15 protein-coding genes and 1 tRNA gene are annotated in these 20,191 nt (G+C 44.3%); 6 read left to right on the top strand and 10 right to left on the bottom strand.

What is annotated here, in order from left to right; all coding sequences use genetic code 11:
* Positions 1–21 precede the first annotated feature (21 nt).
* On the top strand, positions 22–792 hold the full coding sequence (locus tag K6T99_09990) for an MTAP family purine nucleoside phosphorylase (protein ID MCL6520150.1): 771 nt from the start codon (positions 22–24) through the stop codon (positions 790–792).
* 47 nt (positions 793–839) lie between these two features.
* Here K6T99_09990 and K6T99_09985 read toward each other — a convergent pair whose 3' ends face one another.
* The 5 genes from K6T99_09985 to K6T99_09965 all read right to left on the bottom strand — a co-directional run bounded on the left by K6T99_09985 (position 840) and on the right by K6T99_09965 (position 5,068).
* The gene (locus K6T99_09985; protein ID MCL6520149.1) at positions 840–1,898 is read right to left on the bottom strand and encodes a type IV pilus twitching motility protein PilT; all 1,059 of its coding nucleotides are present in this window, start codon (positions 1,896–1,898) and stop codon (positions 840–842) included.
* Positions 1,899–1,917: 19 nt separating this feature from the next.
* Positions 1,918–2,607, bottom strand: a complete 690-nt coding sequence (locus K6T99_09980) for a hypothetical protein (protein ID MCL6520148.1) — start codon at positions 2,605–2,607, stop codon at positions 1,918–1,920.
* Between the two features lie 137 nt (positions 2,608–2,744).
* A tRNA-Ala gene (locus K6T99_09975) sits at positions 2,745–2,819 on the bottom strand.
* A gap of 78 nt (positions 2,820–2,897) precedes the next feature.
* Complete coding sequence (locus K6T99_09970) at positions 2,898–4,022, bottom strand: glycosyltransferase family 9 protein (GenBank protein MCL6520147.1); 1,125 nt, start codon at positions 4,020–4,022, stop codon at positions 2,898–2,900.
* Between the two features lie 236 nt (positions 4,023–4,258).
* Positions 4,259–5,068 carry a PEP-CTERM sorting domain-containing protein gene (locus K6T99_09965; protein ID MCL6520146.1) on the bottom strand — a complete coding sequence of 270 codons (810 nt, stop codon included), beginning with the start codon at positions 5,066–5,068 and terminating at the stop codon, positions 4,259–4,261.
* Between the two features lie 398 nt (positions 5,069–5,466).
* On the opposite strand from K6T99_09965, the gene K6T99_09960 reads away from it, so the two are divergent.
* Entirely contained in the window at positions 5,467–6,603 is a 1,137-nt protein-coding gene (locus K6T99_09960) for a Gfo/Idh/MocA family oxidoreductase (protein ID MCL6520145.1), read from the top strand.
* Between the two features lie 142 nt (positions 6,604–6,745).
* Here the strand turns inward: K6T99_09960 and K6T99_09955 are convergent, their stop codons facing one another.
* Together K6T99_09955 and K6T99_09950 are read right to left on the bottom strand one after the other, a co-directional pair.
* The gene (locus K6T99_09955) at positions 6,746–8,143 is read right to left on the bottom strand and encodes a hypothetical protein (GenBank protein ID MCL6520144.1); all 1,398 of its coding nucleotides are present in this window, start codon (positions 8,141–8,143) and stop codon (positions 6,746–6,748) included.
* A 92-nt stretch (positions 8,144–8,235) separates the two neighbouring features.
* On the bottom strand, positions 8,236–9,792 hold the full coding sequence (locus K6T99_09950; protein ID MCL6520143.1) for an arylsulfatase: 1,557 nt from the start codon (positions 9,790–9,792) through the stop codon (positions 8,236–8,238).
* Between the two features lie 113 nt (positions 9,793–9,905).
* Here K6T99_09950 and K6T99_09945 point away from each other — a divergent pair, with 113 nt between their 5' ends.
* The 4 genes from K6T99_09945 to K6T99_09930 all read left to right on the top strand — a co-directional run bounded on the left by K6T99_09945 (position 9,906) and on the right by K6T99_09930 (position 16,405).
* Positions 9,906–10,844, top strand: coding sequence for a sugar ABC transporter substrate-binding protein (locus K6T99_09945; protein MCL6520142.1), 939 nt, complete (start codon positions 9,906–9,908; stop codon positions 10,842–10,844).
* 42 nt (positions 10,845–10,886) lie between these two features.
* On the top strand, positions 10,887–11,846 hold the full coding sequence (locus K6T99_09940) for an ABC transporter permease (GenBank protein MCL6520141.1): 960 nt from the start codon (positions 10,887–10,889) through the stop codon (positions 11,844–11,846).
* A 203-nt stretch (positions 11,847–12,049) separates the two neighbouring features.
* On the top strand, positions 12,050–14,527 hold the full coding sequence (locus tag K6T99_09935; protein ID MCL6520140.1) for an extracellular solute-binding protein: 2,478 nt from the start codon (positions 12,050–12,052) through the stop codon (positions 14,525–14,527).
* Entirely contained in the window at positions 14,528–16,405 is a 1,878-nt protein-coding gene (locus tag K6T99_09930; protein ID MCL6520139.1) for a beta-galactosidase, read from the top strand.
* 7 nt (positions 16,406–16,412) lie between these two features.
* On the opposite strand, the gene K6T99_09925 is transcribed toward K6T99_09930, so the two are convergent.
* From K6T99_09925 to K6T99_09915, 3 genes are all read right to left on the bottom strand, one after another.
* The gene (locus K6T99_09925) at positions 16,413–17,789 is read right to left on the bottom strand and encodes a GAF domain-containing protein (protein MCL6520138.1); all 1,377 of its coding nucleotides are present in this window, start codon (positions 17,787–17,789) and stop codon (positions 16,413–16,415) included.
* A 316-nt stretch (positions 17,790–18,105) separates the two neighbouring features.
* Positions 18,106–18,735, bottom strand: a complete 630-nt coding sequence (locus K6T99_09920; protein ID MCL6520137.1) for a hypothetical protein — start codon at positions 18,733–18,735, stop codon at positions 18,106–18,108.
* A 159-nt stretch (positions 18,736–18,894) separates the two neighbouring features.
* A complete protein-coding gene (locus tag K6T99_09915; GenBank protein ID MCL6520136.1) occupies positions 18,895–20,061 on the bottom strand; it encodes an iron-containing alcohol dehydrogenase in 1,167 nt (388 codons plus the stop codon).
* Positions 20,062–20,191: the final 130 nt, after the last annotated feature.

The following is a 20,191-nucleotide window of genomic DNA, read 5'->3' as shown; positions in this document are numbered from 1 at the left end:
TTCAACCCTTAGGAGGTTAAGATGAAGCTCGCTCTGATAGCAGGCACAGGGACGGGAGACCTATTTCAATTAGGAACATGGGAGGAAATCCAAACTCCCTATGGTTCTGCATGCATAACCCATGCAAACATTGGTGGTCGCGAGGTTATAGTACTCAGAAGGCATGGGCTTGGTATGGATAGGCCGCCGCACTTAGTAAACTATCATGCTAATTTATGGGCTTTAAAGGAGGTTGGTGTATCAAGAATTATTGCAACAGCCGCTGTTGGATCTCTTCGATTAGATATTGGACCTGGAAGCCTTGCATTGCTAGAAGATTTTATAGACTTTATGAAGGGGCATCCGATTACACGTTATGACAAGCCCGGAATGATTGTGCATGTCGATTTCTCAATGCCGTATTGTACTGAACTTATGTCTTTCCTTCGGCAAGCTGCTCTTTGCCTTGGATTGGGGAATTTGCCAGGAGTTACTTATGTTGGGATGAGTGGACCCAGATATGAGACTCCAGCGGAGGTTCGAATGCTTGGCAAACTTGGTGGCGACGTTGTAGGCATGACGGCAGTTCCTGAAACAATTCTTGCGAGGGAATTTGGCATGTGTTACTCATGCCTTGCAATCGTTGCGAATTATGGCGCAGGATTGTCGGATGTGATTCTTTCACATGAAGATGTTGTCAAAATGGTAAAGGCCCGCTCTACGGAGATACGAAGCCTTTTGGAGCGGGCAATTATGATGATACCCGATGATTCTAAATGCGGCTGCCCTACCCTAGCGAAGCCATTTGAATAATCATCGTTCTATTAAAATTGTTCGAAATTAATTATTAAAAGCAAATTCTATGGACGCCTAATCATTTGCTTAAGCTCAGTTAGGTTGCCAGCATTAAGTATGGCTTCCTCTTCGGTAATCAACCCAGCCTTGTAGTATTTTACCAGACATTGATTCATCGTCTGCATACCCCAGAATCCTCCCTCGCTGATTGCAGCGTAGAGTTGCCCTGAGCGTCCCTCTTCGATAAGCTTGTTTATTGTTGGTGTTGATATCATGATTTCTACTGCGGCGATTCGCCCCGAACCATCTGCTTTGGGCAATAGCTTTTGTGAAATTATGCCTCGAAGTGAGTTGGCCATGCGCATACAAATCTGCGGTTTGTCATGCGGAGGGAACATATTTATAGTTCGGTCGAGTGTTTCTGCTGCGCTGGTTGTGTGCACCGTCGAGAAAACCAAATGTCCAGTTTCGGACGCTGCCAATGCTACGTTCATAGTCTCAACGTCGCGCATCTCTCCTATAAGGATGACATCTGGGCTCTGGCGCACAACGTACTTCAACGCATCAGTAAACGAATCCGTGTCTATCCCTACTTCGCGCTGACTTATAATGGCCTTTTTGTCTTCATGAACAAACTCAATTGGGTCTTCGATGGTAACGATATTACATGTGCGAGTGTTGTTTATTAAATCTATCATTGCTGCCAGCGTGGTGGATTTGCCCGAACCTGTTGGGCCAGTGACAAGCACCAGTCCCTGGCGGTGCATTGTAAGGTCCTTTATAACCGATGGTATCCCCAATTCGTCAAGAGTGTAGATTTCTAAGGGGATGATTCGGAGCACCATTGCGATGCTTCCTCGCTGCTGATATATGTTTGCTCTAAATCGGGCAACATTTTCCATTGTGAAAGCTAAATCTAGTTCGTGTCTATGTTCAAATCGCCCGATTTGGTCGTGGGTCATAATGCTATAAGCAAGCTGCCGAACGTCATCTGCTGTCAGTTTTGGATAATCAGTCGGTGTTACTTGCCCGTTTACGCGAAGTGTAGGTGGGGCATTTTCTTTCAAGAATAGGTCTGATGCTTTCTTATCTGCTGCCAGTTTTAAAAGTTCAACTAGATCCATATGTTTTGGCTCATCTCCTTTATCTGCCGGAGCGACTCGAATAAACTAGTCGTCCGACGAGCTTATATGTTAATGCTCCAGCTACTAGCGCAAGAATAATAATCAGTATGGCTGCAAGAGTACGAGACTTGTGCTCAACAGGTCTTTCTGTTTTGGGTGCGGATGGTGTTTCAGGCTGTAGAAATGGCAGCCCAAGCGTTTCAAAGTTCGAATCCTTAATTGTAATCAAGTATCTATAAGTATTAGTGCCACGTTGAAGCGAGATTTTGACGTATTTATTTTCAAACTGCCTCAATCCTTGAAATATGAAGTTTGGTGGTGTTGCATACACAAGCTCGATATGGTTTAAATCCTTGAAAGCCTTCACAAACGGCTCGACCGGAAGTCCCCCTAAATCAAGTTTGACTGCTTGTGGTGTAACAAACTCAACTGACGTCATTGGGTTGCTTCCACTTTTTAAGAGGCTGTTGTTAGTTATACGGAGATCCAGTGCCTGCCAGCCGGTTTCTGCTGTCACACGATTCAAATGTGTCATTGCTTGGGTCTTCGACACGACCTTTGGATAAGTAAAAGACACAAAATCCATGTTAGTGCCTGTAAGTTGAATGAACACAAGTACGTCAGGCTCGAAAAGTTTGGGGGTGGTCTTTGCTTTTGCTGGAAGAGTTAAGAGAATGGCAAGGATTAAAGGGAGAAGTTTAACAATCATTTTCCAGTGGATTTTAAGAGGGCAAGCCCGTCCGTAGAAAGTCGGAGAGCTTTGTAAGGTGTAAGACATGCTCCCTTTCTTTGTTATTGTTATCAATGCTTCCTGCCTATTGTAGTTAAGGTCTGTATAAAATTAAATGGTGGAGCTGATGGGAGTCGAACCCACGACCTCTTCCATGCCAAGGAAGCGCTCTCCCTCTGAGCTACAGCCCCACGTTAAATTCAAAAATATTATACTACGACCAGTAAGTAATTGCAACTGATTTTTCGTCCCACGTTTGTTTGAAGCGGCTACTTTGCATGTTCTTTTGTATCAATTTCGGATAATAAGCTAGAAACAACCTTGTAAACTTCTTCCACCGTGATTGTTTTCATGCATGTGTTATCTCGGCATGGCGAAAAACGATGGTTGTAGACATTTACGCAAGGGCTACACGCAAGGTCTGATGTTATAACGTAAGCTCGGTTGCCAAGCGGCCTGTAAAGCCTAGGGGTTTCTGGCCCGAATAAGCAAACTGAGTTGATATTAGTTAGAGATGCGAAGTGAACTGGCCCGCTGTCGTTGGTTACAAGTATATCGGATATGGTGTAAAGCACCAACAGTTCGCGAAGCGTTGTCTTGCCTGCCATATTGATTATCCGGTCCGAGCCAATTTCGCGGGAAACTTCAAGCGCGGTGTCTTTTTCGGATGGTGAGCCGGTAATTACGAGGGTAACTCTCGGATGGTCTGCAAGTATTCGCTTTCCAAGACCAACAAAGTATTCTTTCGGCCAGCGTCTTATCGGTATCAAATCGCTGGCGTTTGGATTGAGCAAAACAATTGGTCGTTCTACGTTTCGTCCAGCTATCTGACTCAAAGTTTCTCGCATTCTTATTTTTTCTTTTTCGCTAGGATTGAATGAAGGAGGCGACAGGTCGATATCTGCAAGCTTGCATTTTACCATCGGTATTTCAGATGAATCTCGCAGGAGGGATTCTACTAGTGTATAATATGTTACAGCTGTGTGGAGATAAGGGTTGTATTGTATTCGATGTGTCATTAAGTTGCCACGATAGGGTATTTCGCTAGTGAAGCGGTGCATCCCGACGCGGCGACAAGCCCCAGTTAGGTAGCTAAGAATTGCTGGTGCGCGTGTGAAAAACTCCATGTCGATGGTGGCGTCGATTTTTTCTCGCCTAATTTGGCAAAGAGTTCGCAGAATATCGGATAAAAACGTAGAGATGCTGTCTGTGCGCACAGTGTAGATATTCTCGGAGGGAATGACATCAAGGAAATCCAGTACTGGCCGATTTTCCTCAAACACCCAAAAGTAAATATTCTCTCGTCCCACAAGCTCAATTGCCCTCTTGATGGCAGGATATGCGAGGACAGTAGCCCCTTGCTCAATAAATTTGATAAATAAGATTTTCCTCAACGGGCGCGATTTCTTTGTTAATGGGCTTGTGGCTGTGCGGAAAAGGGTTAGCAATCCGCATAAAGGTTGTCCAACCCATTTGTCTATTATGCGGATGGTTTGAGGCTTCATACCAGAAGTATATCTAATGTTCGATTAGCCCGTCAAATCTTTATGATCTGTGGCAGATGCAAAAGGGCCTGGTAGATTTAGAATCTTCCAGGCTTTTTCTTAGCACCTATTTAATAAGATGTTAGTTAACTTGAGCGTTTTCTTTTTATTACCTGGAGGCCGAAGAGAGAAGCTGCTCCAATACTCAAAACTAGTACCGAGCTAGGCTCGGGTACTACTGTGAGTTCAAATGCCATGTCTCGCCCGCCGCAGGGGATAAACCAGTCTTCAGCCGTGCCACTGATTTCTGTTTGAACGGCATAATTACCATAGTGGCCAGCAGCTTCATGCCAACCCCACTGCTTGCCAGCGGGGAGTTCAGCCCAAATCGCCAACCAATAGGTCGTATCTTTTGATTGGTTGAAAGTGGGGGGCGATGGAGACTGTGTAAGTGGATTGTATCCATCTTCGAGAAATACACTGTACTTATATACGTTTTCGAAAACTCCATTACCTTTGTCTATACTGAAGGCAAAAGTTTCGTTCCACCCACCTGTGTATTCACCAATCCATAGAGGATAGTTTAAATTGCCAGGATGCGCAAACCCGAGTGTATTGTTCGGGTCATTTGCTGGAACATTGGAGAAAATTGCAATTGTGAACTTGGTGATTCCGCCGGGAGGTGCGCTTGGTCGCCAATCAGAATATGAAATAGGCCCTGTAGTGGGAGGAACCCAATACGACCCCCACCAGTGAATGTCTGTTATTGGAAGGCCATCGCTACATGTCCAATCATCAGCCATTAAAAATCCCACACCATTTAGTATATGAGATGCATAATCGAAACTAATGTCACGATTGGGATTCTGGACGTATTTGACTGGGTCAGCATTTGCTGAGTAACAAATTAGAATTAGAAGAGCCAAACTAACTGCGAACTGAAACCTACGCCCCATTAGTATTACCTCCTCTGCCAATCATAATCGCCTACCTATTGGAATCGGTTAGTGCAAGATTGAACATTGCTTACCGAAAACTTTTCTGTTTTAGTGATAGCACTTTAGGTGCTGAACGAATGGTATTTTTCTAGTAATGTTACCTGCAAGAATCATGCCAAAAATGTATATGTGCGCTTTTTGATAGCTTTATAAAGCTAATTTCTTTAGCAGTAACCTAGCTTGACAATTGAGGACAAGCAAGGTACTATTTTTTCAGATTTCAGAAAGGTTATGCTTGCCAGGAACACCCTTTTAATATGGTCGCAGATTGATGCGAATAAATTGCGGCTATGGATATAGCAAGGAATCCAAAAGCTAAAGTAGAACGTGGGATGGGATATTAAGGAATGTTGGATATGGACACGCTAGGTGTAGGAATAATCGGATTTGGTTTTATTGGCAAAGCGCATGCATATGGTTATTTAAACATGCCTTTGTTTTATGACCCCGTGCCTGTGCGCACTAAGCTCGTTGGTGTCGCTACCTCGCGGTCTGAAACGGCGCAAAAAGCTAAGGAGATAGGTGGTTTTGAATTTGCCACATCAGACTGGCGTGAGCTTATTAAGCGAGAGGATATTCATATCATAAACATTTGCACGCCAAACAGCCAGCATACAGACCAGCTTCTTGCGGCAATGGCTGCGGGGAAGCATATATATTGTGACAAGCCACTTGTAGTCGGGAAGGATGCCATAGAAAAGATTGAGAAAGCGCTTTGTGAATACAAAGGAATTGGGCAAATGACGTTTAATTACCGCTTTCTTCCTGCTACAATTCGGGCGAAACATCTCATTGAGGAAGGTTTTCTAGGTAATGTTATCGGCTTCAGAGCTGCATACCTACATTCAGGCCAGGTTGATCCAAACATACCAATGCGTTGGAAGCAGTTAAAATCTGAGGGTGCTGGAGTGCTCCAAGACCTAGGATCCCATGTGGTTGATTTAATGGATTGGTATATTGGTCCATTTGAAAAAGTTCTTGCCGAATTGCGCATTTTATACCCTACTCGTCCCAACCAGAACGGCCAGATTGTCCAAGTGGAGGCGGATGATCAGGTTGTGATGCTTGTTCGACTGCCAAACGGTACTGTCGGAACGCTTGAGGCATCTAAAATTGCCACAGGAACAGAAGACGAGTTCCGGTTCGAAATACATGGTGATAAAGGTGCAATTCGGTTCAACCTGATGGATTTGAATTGGTTGGAAGCATATGACCTTCGTGACGTTGATGCTCCGCTAGGTGGTTCGCGAGGTTGGAAGAAAATATCTTGCGTTCAAAAGTATGATAAGCCTGCAGTATTCCCATCGGGCAAAGCGAGCATCGGTTGGTTGAGGGGTCACATGCACTGCTTATACAATTTCCTCTTGGCAGTTGCGGAAGGGAAACCAGCCGAACCGTCGCTTAAAAGAGGGCTTTATGTCCAGAAGTTGCTGGCTGCTGCCGAAGAATCAGCATTAACGCACAGTTGGGTAGACTTTCCTAAGCCTTTTTAAAGCAAGCCATTTTCATTGAGGAACCAGACTCGATTTGGAATAGGTTGCATAATAGTAGCCCGTGAGAACCGGGAACCTTGCAAACCTCACGAACTGCTGTACATATTGCTGGCGTAGTTCCGATACTTCCTAAAAAAGAACCTCATTCCAATAGTGCAGTGCGCCAGCCCATTAATTCCCCGAAGCGTATTAGGTTGTCGATGTCTGCATCATAAACTAGTGCAGAGTGATGGGTTCCGCCAAGGTAGCTGAAATCCGTCAGAAAATCGACAAGCGGCATTTTCGGGCGCATCCAGCCTCTTACCAAATCAGTCATTCTATCTTCGCCTTCAATTTGCAGCATGGCAACCGGAGCAAGAATCAACGTAAAGTTCTCATCAGCACCCGGTGCTAAGTTAACCAATACTGCTTCCCCTTTTCTGAATCGTCCGACTGCCAATACTGGGCTTTCTGCATCCACCCATGGCATCTCTTTTTTAACCAAAGCAGGCTTGCTGTCCGCAAGTTGAAAGTTCATTTCACCCATATGGCTTATAAGAACACAGTTGTTTTCCCAGTCAGGGCAGAACATCTCGGCAAAGGTCGTTGCAGGGTATTGTGATGCGAGAGCTCCAACAAGAGCGGCAGTGAGAATATCGCCCTCCCCTGCATATCCCATACCCCTTGCCATGGCTTTGCTAGCTTCAAGAAAAGGTGCAGTTGGAAACCCAGTAGACCGGTTAATCTCTCTATAATTAAAAGTAAATGCGCTGAGTTGCTCTTTTTCCATCCAGTAGCGTACTGCCAAGCATGCCCGAATTGTAGTTCTGTGTGCCTGATGGTCAACTGTTTTGAGTAAAAAAGTTGAGTGGTCAGCTCTTATTTCATCCTCTACTTTGGGGTCATTTTCTGACGGAAGGAGCGTCGCAAGGGCGACAAAAGTGGTTTCGACGGTTTTGATGCCAATGCTGCTCCTCAGCAAGTCAGGTGATATCAAAAAATCTGCCATTCCCTCAAAAGGTCTTCCTATAAGCCCTACATTTGCGGTTCGAATTGCGGTTGTGAGTAAAGCTGCCCGTGCCCATAATGCCACGCGGTCGAGGACGTCGGACTTTTCCCAATGGCCAGCTTCGATATAAAAGCTTTTTCCACGTCGGATTAGTAGATTGCATAAGTCTTGAACGCCATGAATTCCGTGGTTGTACATGAGTTCTTCAGTATTTTGGCTGGGACCAAAGGAATAAGCAGGTGTCGTATCTAGGATAATAATTGGCAATTTTGTTCTGACTAGCACATCTGCCGCCTCGAGAGATGGGGAGTAGGCTAGGTGTAAGGTAACGATAGCATCCACTCCAGCTTGTAAAAATTTATCCATAGTATGTTCGAACTCTGTTCTAACACGACAAACGGCGCTTTTTATTACTTCAAGACCCCGTTCTTCCAGCGAATTGGCTATTGTTTGATAAAAAGCGTCAATCTTCGGTTTCACGTGCGGTAGAACCTTGTCATAAAGCTCAAAGTAAAGGGGTAGAAGACCAATTTTAGGTTTGGAAGTGCTCACTTTTGGTATCCCTCACTTTACAAGCAAGCTGTTGGAATACATTAACTTTTCAATTGTTTTCTAACCAAAGCATTATCTTCGCATTTGCGAACTTATTGGTGTTGTGGGCTACAGCGCCTGTGCCAATCTAGCCAAATCTTTTCAAGCTCTCTAACCTTATCTGGATATTTTTCGGCGAGGTTGTTTGTTTCCGAACGGTCTTCAAGCATATCATAAAGTTCCCAAGCTTCGTTTCCAGGCTCAATAGGAATGTTGATATGTACTCGAGGCGGACCTTGTGTGACTAGCTTCCATTGGCCGAATCTCACTGCCCGACAGCCTTTAAATTCCCAACAGATGGGAGGACGGTCCCATTTCTTTGAGGATGCGGTCTTGCTGAACATTGAAGTAAGGCTAATGCCTTCCATTGGCAAGACGCGCTGACCATTCCATTTATTTGGATACTTGGCGCCAGCAATTTCAGCAAGTGTTGGCATAAGGTCCATTACATGTCCAAGTTCGTGGCAAACTGTTCCGCCTGCGATTAAGCGCGGCCATGAGATTATTAAAGGCGTTGAGATGCCGCCTTCATGGTGGAATACCTTGAATCGCCTAAAAGGCGTATTGCTTGCGTTTGCCCATGGCGCATCTACGGTGGAGTATGAGTTTACGGGACCAGTCGGAATGTCTGGCGTGCGATTAATATGTTCAGCACAGCCGCCATTATCTGAGAGGAATATTATCATTGTATCCTCCAGTTTCCCAAGTGCTTTGATTTTGTCAACGATTCTTCCGATGCCGCGGTCCATGCATTCTATCATGCCGGCGTATACTGCCATTTTAAGGTCCCATGTGTCTTTATCATTAACGTCTTCCCATGAAGGCGCAAGCGGGTCACGCGGAGATAAGCGGCATTTGGTGTCGAGAATGCCCATTTCAATAAGGCGTTCATACCGCTGGCTGCGAATTACATCCCAACCGAGCATGTATTTGCCATGATACTTCTCGATGTCTTCAGGTTTTGCTTGTATTGGAAAGTGGGGGGCGGTATATGCAACATAGAGGAAAAAGGGTTTATCTTCATGACCGTATCGGTCGAGAAATGCCAAAGCATTCTCGGTGAAAGCATCGGTCGCGTAAAAATCAGGATCGTCAGGGGTAAATGGATGGATTATCTTTTCATCAATTCCCCAAGGGCGCATGTCGCCTGGAGATTTATGCGCTGGCTCGGGTTCGTATGGGCGTTTTAAGCCAGGGTTGAAGTAGTTGCTGCTTCCACTGAGGAGACCGAAATACCTATCAAAACCGCGCGATGTTGGTAGCTCGCAAGATGAGTTGCCGTTATGCCACTTGCCAGACATAAGAGTCCGATACCCAGCGCTTCTCAATACTTCTGCAATAGTCACGTTTCCAGATGCTTTAAGTTTTGCCTTTTCGGTAGAGCCTACCTGTTGAGGGTAAAGGCCGGTGAGAATAGATGCGCGAGTTGGCATACATACCGCGTTATTATAAAATTGAGCGAACTTGATACCATTTTCGGCTAGCCGATTTATGTTAGGGGTGGAAATTTCACCGCCATAGCAGCCAACATCGGAAAACCCCATATCATCTGCTAAGATTAAAACAATGTTAGGCTTTCTGCTTGTTAGGTTTTTCGATTTTTCAACCATAAGCGCCACCAATTTTCTTTTCGCTATGTTATCAATAATACCTTCGAAGCTGAAGGTTATTTTGATTATTATGGTGTAAAGGTCATTAGAAGATATTACTTTTGGAGGCAGATATGGTATTAAGAAAGATTGCCATATTCTTGGTTATTTGTATTTTAGTTGTCGGTGTCACTGGTTGCGGCAAAAAGCAAGCTGAAAAGCCGAGAATTGCATTGATAATGAAGTCACTCGCCAATGAATTTTTTAAAACGATGGCAGAGGGTGCGGAAAAGCATAATAAAGAGCATGCGTCCGAGTATGAACTAATTGTAAACGGAATCAAGGACGAATTAGATGTAAATAAGCAAGTTGAGCTTGTTGAGCAGATGATTGCTCAAGGTGTTGACGCGATTGTAATTGCGCCTGCTGATTCGAAAGCCTTGGTTTCGGTATGCAAAAGAGCTGCTGATGCAGGCATTGTTGTCGTGAATATAGACAATCGGTTTGATAGCTCTGCTCTCAAAGAAGCAGGGCTCAAGGCGCCTTTTGTTGGTCCGGACAACCGCAAAGGTGCGCGAGCGGTTGGTGAGGTGGCAGCTAAGTTATTGAAGCCTGGCGATAAGGTTGCGATCTTAGAGGGAGCGCCGAACGCATATAATGGCGAGCAGCGAAAATTAGGGTTCCAAGATGCCATGAAAGCAGCTAGAATCCAGATTGTTACTTCCCAAACGGCGTATTGGGAAACCGACAAAGCGAACGCACTTGCACGCAGTATTATTACTGCACATCCAGATATCAAGGCACTCCTCTGTGCGAATGACAGTATGGCTATTGGTGCGGTAAAAGCCGTCGAAGAGGCGGGAAAGTCTGGAAAGATTTTAGTGGTGGGCTATGATAATATCAGCGCGGCACAAGAGCTCCTTAAGGAAGGTAAGTTGCTTGCCACGGCTGACCAGCATGCTGGTCAACTTGCCGTTTATGGCATTGAATATGCTCTAGAAATGCTTCGAGGCAAGACTGCGCCAAAAGATAAAGAAACTCCGGTAGATTTAATAACTAAAGTAGAAAATTAGCACTGCAAAAACTTCAGAGCATTAATCGCTGCCAGAGAAAATATGAAAAAGGCAACTTCGTCAACCTTTAAGTGGCTGAAAGATATAGTAGGTTTAGGTACCATCTTAGTCGCTCTTGTGGTCTACTTCAGCATTAGAAGTCCAAACTTCTTGACGGCCACGAACTTTACTGCAATTGCTAATCAAATACCTGCTGCGTTATTGGTTGCTGTTGGAATGACATTTGTATTAATTACCGCGGGGATTGATCTCTCGGTTGGCTCGCTTGTGGGGCTTTCTGGTGCGGTACTGGGACTCAGCATTGACCGCATTGGTTTACCTCTTCCGATAGCAATTCTAGCTTGTATTGCCACGGGACTATTTTGCGGGATGATCAATGGTCTTGTAATTGTAAGGTGGGTTTTACCACCCTTCATTGTTACCTTGGGAATGCTTGAAGTTGCCCGTGGCGCAACTTTCCTTCTTACCGAAACTCGCACAATTTATTTGGGTTCTAAGATTAGCAAAATCGCAGGGTTTGGGATTGCGAATATTTCTGTGCTGTTTATTATTGCAATTGTTGCGGTCGTCTTAGGCCAATTGGTTTTGTCGCGATGTACTTTTGGGAGGTACTTAATTGCCATTGGCTCAAATGAGCAAACGGCATATTTATCGGGAATTAATACGTCAAGGATAAAAGTCTCAGTGTATGCGCTTTCAGGCTTCCTTTGCGCAATGGCTGCAGTGGTGAACACCGCCCGCATGGCTTCGGCAAATCCCAATGCTGGCACAGGTTTCGAATTAGAAGCAATAGCGGCAGTAGTAATCGGCGGAACTAGCCTAATGGGGGGCCGTGGTTCGGTAATAAACTCTATGTTGGGTGTTTTATTTATGGCAATACTGAGTAGCGGACTTTCACAGATTGGCACAGAAGAAGCAACGAAGCGAATGATTACAGGCTTTGTGATAGTATTGGCTGTTATCCTTGATTACTACCGATCTAGAATTACTTCAAAAGGTTAGAGGAAATGGAAAAAGAGTTTATATTTCTTGCCTAACAACTAGCCTCCATTAAAGAACTTAGTTCATATTTTGAGAAAGCCCTACTACCACTCATGTATATGTTTATTTTGCATTTGAGTTGACATCACATGTAAGCTTTGTTATACTTCCTGTGTAGCTTGTTCTTCTTAGGACATCTTCGTAATATCACCACGGAGGTCTGCTTGTTCAAGATCCAAAAGCATATACTGCGCTTACTGCTTGCTTGTGTGTTAATTTCCTGCGGCTCAGGGCTCATTTTTGCCGATACCGTTACTAACAAGTCCGCTAAGGAAGAAATTGTTGAGCTTCGCTTATGGGGTGGAGATTGGGGTATTCCTCCTAAAGACGCTACCGACCCTTGGCGGCGTGCAAATCGCGCAGTTTTTGAGCGCTTTCAGGAATTGCACCCGAACATAAAAATCATTAGCGCAAGCGGCTTGCAGGTACAAGGAAGGGCAGCAGAGAGTGGCTTACTCATGGCAATGGCAGGCGGTACTGCCCCTGACGTTTTCTATGTAAACTTCCGGAAGCTTCACAATTTTATAAACCAAGGGTTTCTCTATCCCCTCAATGAGTACATCGAAAAGGACCCTGAAATATTAAAAAAGATTCACCCAGAAATCCGAAAAGTCATCACTGTAGATGGCAAGGTATATTCGATTCCATGGTTTCAATGCGTACAAGCCTTATATTATCGTAAAGACCTTTACAAAGCTGCCGGCCTCGATCCAAACAAGCCTCCCAAAACTTGGGACGAATTCTATGAGTATTGCAAGAAGCTAACTATCCCTGAAAAGGGTCAATGGGGTTTTGCGTTCTCATCAGGGCCAAGTAGTACGGCTTTCCATTGGATTAATTTTCTCTGGCAAGCTGGCGGCGATATTGTTGCTCAAGATGAAAAAGGCGAGTGGCATTGCGTCTTTAATTCCCCGGCTGGTGTGAAAGCGCTTAATTTTTATAAAAAGCTAATGATTGGAAAATGGAAGCGCAATGGCCGTGAAATGATTGGAGTTGCAACTAGGACCGCCACCTACGCACAGGATATTGAACAAGGGAAAATAGCTCAGTGGTTTGCATATTCCACGGATCTTGTAACTAACCGCTCGAACATCAATCCGAGCCTGATAGGAATTGCGCCGCTCCCAGCGGGCCCGGCAGGGCATGCGAATGAAATCAACGCCGGTATGTGGGGAATCAATGCTACAATTAGAGACAAGCGTGTTCGAGATGCTGCTTGGGAGTACATCAAGTTCATGGGCAGCGAAGAGGCCGACAGGGTGAGGACAAAGGCGTACGTAGAGTCAGGGTTGGGAAAAATGGTTAACCCCGTTATGCTCGAGAAGTATGGCTATGTCGAATATCTCCGTGGAATTCCAAAGAGTTGGATCGAAGCTAACAGGGAAGCTTTTAAATATGGTCGGCCCGAGCCTCATGGCAAAAATTGCGAGATGATTTATATTGAGCTAGATTATCCCCTGCAGGAAGCTGTCCTTCGTCCTGACAAAGACCCTAAACAAATTTTGGATGAAGCCGCTCGCAATATTGACCGCAAAATGCTTGGCTATGTAGACCCTGGGGTTCAAGAAAGAAGGAGAAAGACGGCTCGTGTTATATTTGCGACACTCCTAGTACTCATTTGCTCAGTTGGTGCTACGCAGGTTAGGAAGTTGGCAAAGGCACATGCTGATGAAACTGCAGACACGAGGGTCGTGCGCGGTAGCAAGATGGTTCATGTAGTCGCTTGGCTTTTTATGCTTCCGGCAGTGCTTTCAATACTCGTCTGGGCATACTACCCGCTTGTTCGTGGAATGATTATGGCATTCCAGGATTACCGAATTATTGGCAACAGTAGATGGGTTGGTTTAGACAATTTTATTGAGGTGTTTACAACAGAAACTTTCTGGCGGGGTATCTTAAACAGTTTATTATATGCCGGAATGAATCTAAGCCTTGGCTTCTGCGTACCAATTTTCCTAGCATTAATGCTTCATGAAGTTCCGCGTGGCAAGATGCTTTTTAGAACTCTCTACTACCTACCTGCGGTGACAAGTGGTCTGGTGATTATGTTTCTTTGGATGTGGTTCTATGACCCCACGCCTCAAGGACTGTTCAACACACTTTTAGGATTCTACAATCAAGCTGCAGAAGCTCTTGCGAATACATTAAGAATTAACCCTGAAATCCTCAAATTTAATTTGCCTCTTAAGTGGCTGGGTGACCCAAAACTGGCTATGCTTTGCGTCATACTCCCAGGCATATGGGCGGGTGCTGGGCCTGGAAGTATTATTTATCTAGCTGCAATGAAGAGCATTCCTGATGAAATGTACGAGGCAGCGGATATTGACGGAGCTGGCGTATGGAGCAAGATATGGCGCATAACGTTGCCAACCCTAAAGCCTCTTATAATCATCAATTTCGTCGGAGCATTCATAGGTTCGTTTAAGGCAATGGAAAACATCTTTGTCATGACAGGTGGTGGCCCCCTAAATGCAACTCACACTATCGGCCTTGAAATTTGGTATAACGCATTTATGTATCTAAGATTCGGATATGCTACGGCTGCCGCCTGGATGATGGGAAGTATGCTGATAGCCTTCACAATGTATCAGCTACGCATATTGAGAAACGTACGCTTTTCCGCAGCAGGGAGGGAAGAATAGATGTCGATTATCCCAACTGTTGGCAGACGTTCGTGGTCAATGCGCTTGCTCATCGCGGGATTATATATTGTCCTAACTTTGGGGGCAATAACGATGGTCTATCCCTTCCTCATTATGTTGGCAACTTCCACAAAAAGCGGTGTTGATGTTAACAACTACAGCGTAATACCTAAATACTGGTATGACGATTCGATTCTTTTCGCCAAATTTGCCGAGATAAAGTATGCTGCCGATATGGATGCAATTAATGGCTACTACCGTACCGACTTTGCGAAAATGGAGGACATTGCTCCACCTCAGAAAACACCTCTCACAACAAATCAAATGAGAATGGTAAAGGACTGGGAGGATTTTAGTCGGACAATTCCGCTTAAATATATGCAAGCTAATTATGGTGTCATAAGTAATGCTCCAAGCCGTTTGCTGAACGAATATCGGGCTTGGCTTCGAAGGCGATTTAATAACGACATTAATGCTCTCAACAAGCTTTATCGCGAGGAAAATGAAAGCTTCGAGACCGTTTTTACGCCTTTTGAGCGCACGGAAAGCCGTGAGTGGCAGCCAGAGAAGACCCCAAAAATGCAAGAGTGGCTGGAGTTCAAAGCATCATTGCCATCGGAATTTCGGCGGATAATTTGCATTGACCCATTGTTTTGGACATTCTTAAAGGAGAACAAATACGATGGCGATATAGCCAAACTAAACAAAGCCTACGGTACTAATTACAAATCATTTATGGAAGTACACTTTTCCCCTACCCTTCCCGCTGATCCCAGGCAAAGAGCCGACTGGGAAGAGTTCGCACGAACTATGCTCCCGTTCCGTTATATGGTTCTAAACTCAAAGGCATTGCCGGCTTATCGGAAGTTTCTTCAAAACCGTTATGGGGGAAATATCGAAGAGGTAAATAGGATCTATGGTACAAGTTACTCATCGTTTGACCAGATTGTCTTACCAAAGGAGGCACCAGCTGAGGGAACACCGCTCGTTGACTGGATGGATTTTATTTCGAAAGTTGTTCCAGTCACCGCAATAAAAGCTGTAAACTCAGAAAACCTATACAGACAATATCTTTTCAGAAAATACGGTAGCCTTGATGCAATCAATAAAGCCTATGGAACAAAGTATGCTTCTCTTTTAGACCTATCTCCCCCCCAGCACCTTGCCGACTGGCATTATGTACTTGCACACCATAGGGAATTAAGAAAGCATTTTATAATTCGCAATTATGCAATGGTTTTGAACTACATACTTCTTCATGGCAGGGCAGTATTCAACACCTTTGTCTTTTGTCTCGCTGCTATTTTAACCCATTTAATTGTTAACCCACTGTGCGCTTATTCTCTTTCGCGGTATAACCTTCGCTATTCGTACAAGGTGTTGCTCTTTTTGTTGGCCACAATGGCATTTCCTGCGGAAGTAACATTGATTCCAAATTTCTTGCTCCTAAAGAAGCTCCATATGCTTAACACTTTTTGGGCGCTGATTCTTCCGGGAATGGCTGGTGGGTTTTCGATTTTCCTACTTAAAGGTTTCTTTGATAGCCTCCCGAAGGAACTTTATGAAGCGGGAATAATCGATGGAGCATCCGAAGCGCGGATGTTTTGGCAAATCACAATTCCGCTATCTAAGCCTATTTTTGCAGTAATTGCACTCAGTTCGTTTACGGCGGCGTATGGCGCGTTTATGTTTGCGTTCCTGGTTTGCCAAAACCCAAAAATGTGGACGATGATGGTTTGGCTGTATGAGCTTCAGATTACGGCCCCGAAGTATATAACGATGGCTGCATTGACAATAGCGGCCATACCAACACTAACAGTGTTCGTCTTTGCACAAAATGTTATCATGAGAGGTATCATTCTACCGAGCTTTAAGTGATGACTTTTCAAGCGACTTTGGGAAGTTCTTGAAGTGGTTCTTGTATTGCAGGTAGTTTTACAATAAATGTTGCACCTTGCTTGACGCGTGTCTCAACTTCGATTTTGCCGCCATATTTCTCAGCAAGGCTTTTGCTTACAGAGAGGCCAAGTCCAGTACCCTCAAACTCAGGCTTTGTCGTAAAGAAGGGGTCGAATATTTTACTGAGGTGCTCGGGTTTTATCCCTGGGCCGGTGTCGGCAAACTTTGCAACGACAAAGCCTGCATCATCCTGCGAAGTCTCTACAATCAACTTGCCTCCTGTTTCTTTCATTGCCTGAACAGCGTTAATAGCAATATTCATGTAAATCTGCTGAATTTCGCTTGCATCAGCATATATCATTGGGAGACCTTCAGTGAGTCGTTTTACTATGGTAATGCCACCTTGGGTCTGCACAAGCTCTAACGTGCGTTCTATCAGTTCATTTATATTAACAGGATTTAGCATGCCAGGATGGCTAGTGCGTGAAAACCCAAGTAAATTTCGCACCAGATTTGCTATTCGCTGTGTTTCGGATTTTATTATTTCAAGGTCTTTTGCAGTAGGATTATCAGGATCCATGTCAACTAAAAGCATCTCAGCACGACCAAGAATTACCAATAATGGATTGTTTATTTCGTGTGCCATACCGGCAACTAGTTGACCTATGGACGCAAGTTTCTCATTTTGAATTAGACCTGCCTGGGCGCGCTTTAAATCCCTTAATGCTGAGCGCAGACAAACCACTTGCTCGCGAAGCTTTCTATATAAATGCATCTTCTCAATTGCCAATCCAGCACGATCAGTTAATTCACAAATTGCTTGAATGTCATTTTGATTAAAGGGTTCATCTGTCTTTCCACGCACAATTGAGAGGACACCAAGCGTTTTCCCGCCAACAACAATTGGTGCAATCATTGTGGGTGCGACACCCCGCGTGCCAAGTAACGCCGAAATTTCAGGTTCGTCTGATTCAGAGTTGACCAATACCGGCTTACTATTTTTTGCAACCCACTCTGCAAGGCTGCGTTTTATATGTGATAAATCTGTGGAAGTTCCGTTGACGGATACTGTTCTTGCGGACATATAATCAAGTAAGCCCAATTCTTGGTCCATTAAGAGAATTGAGGCAGTCTCTGCCCTTGTTATCTCTAGTGCCATGCTTAGGAGCATATCCAAGCCTTCTTGCATATCCAGATTGCCAACTAGTCGGTCTGAGATCTCTTTAAGTTTTAATAATTCTCTATTTCGCTGTTCTATTATATGGTTTTTCTCAGCCAGTTCCTTGGTGAGCTGGAGACTTGTCTTTCTCGCCCTACTTGAAGAGTCGAAGAAATAAATACAAAGCAGGAGGATTGCAGACACCAGGCCAATCCGCAAAATGCGGTTTTCTATAAAGAAATTGGAGTATCTGATGTATCTTGTGTGTTGCAGAATGGCTGATGAGATATCCATCAACACCATACACAAAGTTAAAACACTTATAACTATTATCGCAAGCAACCAAAGTTGGGCTTGTTTGTGATGGGCAGCGTGCTGTTTCTTTAATAGTTTTTCTAAGCTTTCTTTTGATGCGTCCAATTTTGAACCTTTTAAGCGTTTATCAAGTTAATTATTGGCATGATATAGGGAATTGTTAATACTAAATATTAAAGTAAAGGTGAATCGTGGTGTTCTTGTTCTAAAACGAAGCGAGGAAATCTTTCAAATTGCCAAAGAGGTAGTTGTATGCAGAATCCATCTTTTCTTCGATACTTTCTAACGAATCGAAAGGTTCGGGATGTTGAACATCTATTTCGATGTAAAGTTGAGAGGTATCATTGAAAAACGGCTCAATTCGTAAGTCGTGGATTCCGTCTTGATGTAGCACAATTCTCAACCCCGCGCCTTTGCGGCCTGGCCCTAGCAAAGCCCACTGGTCAGGTCTTATCGCTAGTAGATGAGCTTCGGTGAATTGGGGAGCAGCCTCCGGTTTGGAAAGCGGAAGCAGTGCAGTAAGTTTAATTCCGAAGGTTAAATATTTCTGTATATTCAGCCGCTCGCTGACTATTTGGAATATGTCAAGACATTTCTCTTTGCTTGCTTGAAAGTGGACAACTGCTTCGTTCACCTGAATTCTAGTTGTTTGAATGAAACAGTCGCCAGTCGGATTAGCCATGCGAACGCCGTCTGGCAGATGTGTTAAATTTTGATATTGATATCTTTCTGTGATGACGGTATACAAGCGATTGAGGTCCACCATTTGGATTTGAAGCGGTGGGTAAAGAATCCCGGCAGTCAATCGCTGGCATGTCATAAGTTCAAGATTCATGGCAACTCCTTGTGCCTTGAAGCCGTGATGTCTGGCTATGAGATTTTATCATCGAAACCCTGACCGGTCAAGTTTGCCTTTATCCCAGTTTGCTTTTTAAGGAATAGGAGTGTTGTTCTGTTATAACAAGAAACATCATTCGAGAAGACACAGTTTCGTTTAATTCGGAGATAGATTAGGACTTGAAATGATTTCTAGAATTTCCTCAACACTTTCTGCTGTCACTTGGCGCGGATTACTCTTCGCCGAGCCTGATGCAAGGGTTTGCGAGATTATTTGGGGCCAGTAATGGCGATCGAGTATGACTTTTGTTAGCTGTTTTTCAATATACATTTCTGAATTCAAGTGTTCCAAATGATTGATTAAAGCCTCGGCGGCTTTGTTGTCGTCAGTATTGTTTGAAATTCTAGCAGCACGAGCAAGGTTGGCGTATTTTGTTGTTGATGTTTCTAGGTTAAAACGCATTACAAATGGAAGTAGGAGGGCACATATTAGACCATGCGCGAGGCCTGTTATGACGCCTATCGGATGTGCTAATCCATGGACAAGACCAAGCCTGGCGTTGGCAAATGCAATGCCTCCCATGAGACTGCCCAACGCGACTTCTGTCCTTGCTTCAACATCCATTCCATTGTGGTAGGCTTTGGGTAGGTTGGTTAATAAACGAACGGCAGCACTTTTTGCTAGGGCATCGGTTATTGGATTTGCGCCTTTTGATACATAAGCTTCGATTGCTTGTGAAAGAGCATCCATTCCTGAATATGCCGTAGATTCTTTGGATAAAGATAACGTCAATTCTGGATCAACGATTGCAGCATCTGGAAACATCAAGGGGGTTCGTATGCTTGCTTTGATTCTTTCGGTTTCATCTATCAATACCGAATTTGGAGTAACCTCTGAACCACTCCCGGCGGTGGTTGGTATCGCTATGAATGGTGCCCCCTTTTGTTCTACCCAGCGTCCATAAAAGTATTCGTAAATCGTTCCCGGCTGGCGACCAATGACAGCTACTGTTTTTGCCACATCGAGAGCACTTCCACCACCGATGCCTATTACTATATCCGATGTGCTCTGTCTGAAAGAATCTAGTGCCAGTTGGGCGTTAGAAATTGTGGGCTCTGGCGGAACTTGCTCAAAAATGTTTACCTTTATTTTTGATTCTTCCAGAAGTTTTAAGACTTTGTCGAGCCAACCTGTTCGCCGCAGGAACGTTTTACCGGTAATAAGAAATGCATTTTTACCTAGAGACGCAGCTTCTGTGCCTATGTCTCGAATACAACCGGCGCCAAAGATTATTTTCTTTGCGGTCTGAAAGGTTAAGTTCATTCTAAGTTCTACCTCCGATTTGCATGCTCTCTTTTCGATTATAACTAATATTCGCCTTTCTGTTGCTTATTATTTTACGAAAAATAGCAAATATTCTGTGAATTTCTCAGTTTTTTGGGTAAAAGTAAGT

The organism is Armatimonadota bacterium (assembly GCA_023511795.1).
In the GTDB taxonomy this organism is placed as follows: Bacteria; Armatimonadota; UBA5829; order DTJY01; family DTJY01; genus JAIMAU01.
Note: the sequence above shows the minus strand (reverse complement) of the source record. Positions and strands in the feature narration are given on the sequence as shown.

Coding starts and splice junctions, on each gene's coding strand:
- K6T99_09990 (MCL6520150.1), top strand. CDS start 22: ATGAAGCTCGCTCTGATAGCAGGCACAGGGACGGGAGACCTATTTCAA.
- K6T99_09985 (MCL6520149.1), bottom strand. CDS start 1,898: ATGGATCTAGTTGAACTTTTAAAACTGGCAGCAGATAAGAAAGCATCA.
- K6T99_09980 (MCL6520148.1), bottom strand. CDS start 2,607: ATGATTGTTAAACTTCTCCCTTTAATCCTTGCCATTCTCTTAACTCTT.
- K6T99_09965 (MCL6520146.1), bottom strand. CDS start 5,068: ATGGGGCGTAGGTTTCAGTTCGCAGTTAGTTTGGCTCTTCTAATTCTA.
- K6T99_09960 (MCL6520145.1), top strand. CDS start 5,467: ATGGACACGCTAGGTGTAGGAATAATCGGATTTGGTTTTATTGGCAAA.
- K6T99_09950 (MCL6520143.1), bottom strand. CDS start 9,792: ATGGTTGAAAAATCGAAAAACCTAACAAGCAGAAAGCCTAACATTGTT.
- K6T99_09945 (MCL6520142.1), top strand. CDS start 9,906: ATGGTATTAAGAAAGATTGCCATATTCTTGGTTATTTGTATTTTAGTT.
- K6T99_09940 (MCL6520141.1), top strand. CDS start 10,887: ATGAAAAAGGCAACTTCGTCAACCTTTAAGTGGCTGAAAGATATAGTA.
- K6T99_09930 (MCL6520139.1), top strand. CDS start 14,528: ATGTCGATTATCCCAACTGTTGGCAGACGTTCGTGGTCAATGCGCTTG.
- K6T99_09920 (MCL6520137.1), bottom strand. CDS start 18,735: ATGAATCTTGAACTTATGACATGCCAGCGATTGACTGCCGGGATTCTT.
- K6T99_09915 (MCL6520136.1), bottom strand. CDS start 20,061: ATGAACTTAACCTTTCAGACCGCAAAGAAAATAATCTTTGGCGCCGGT.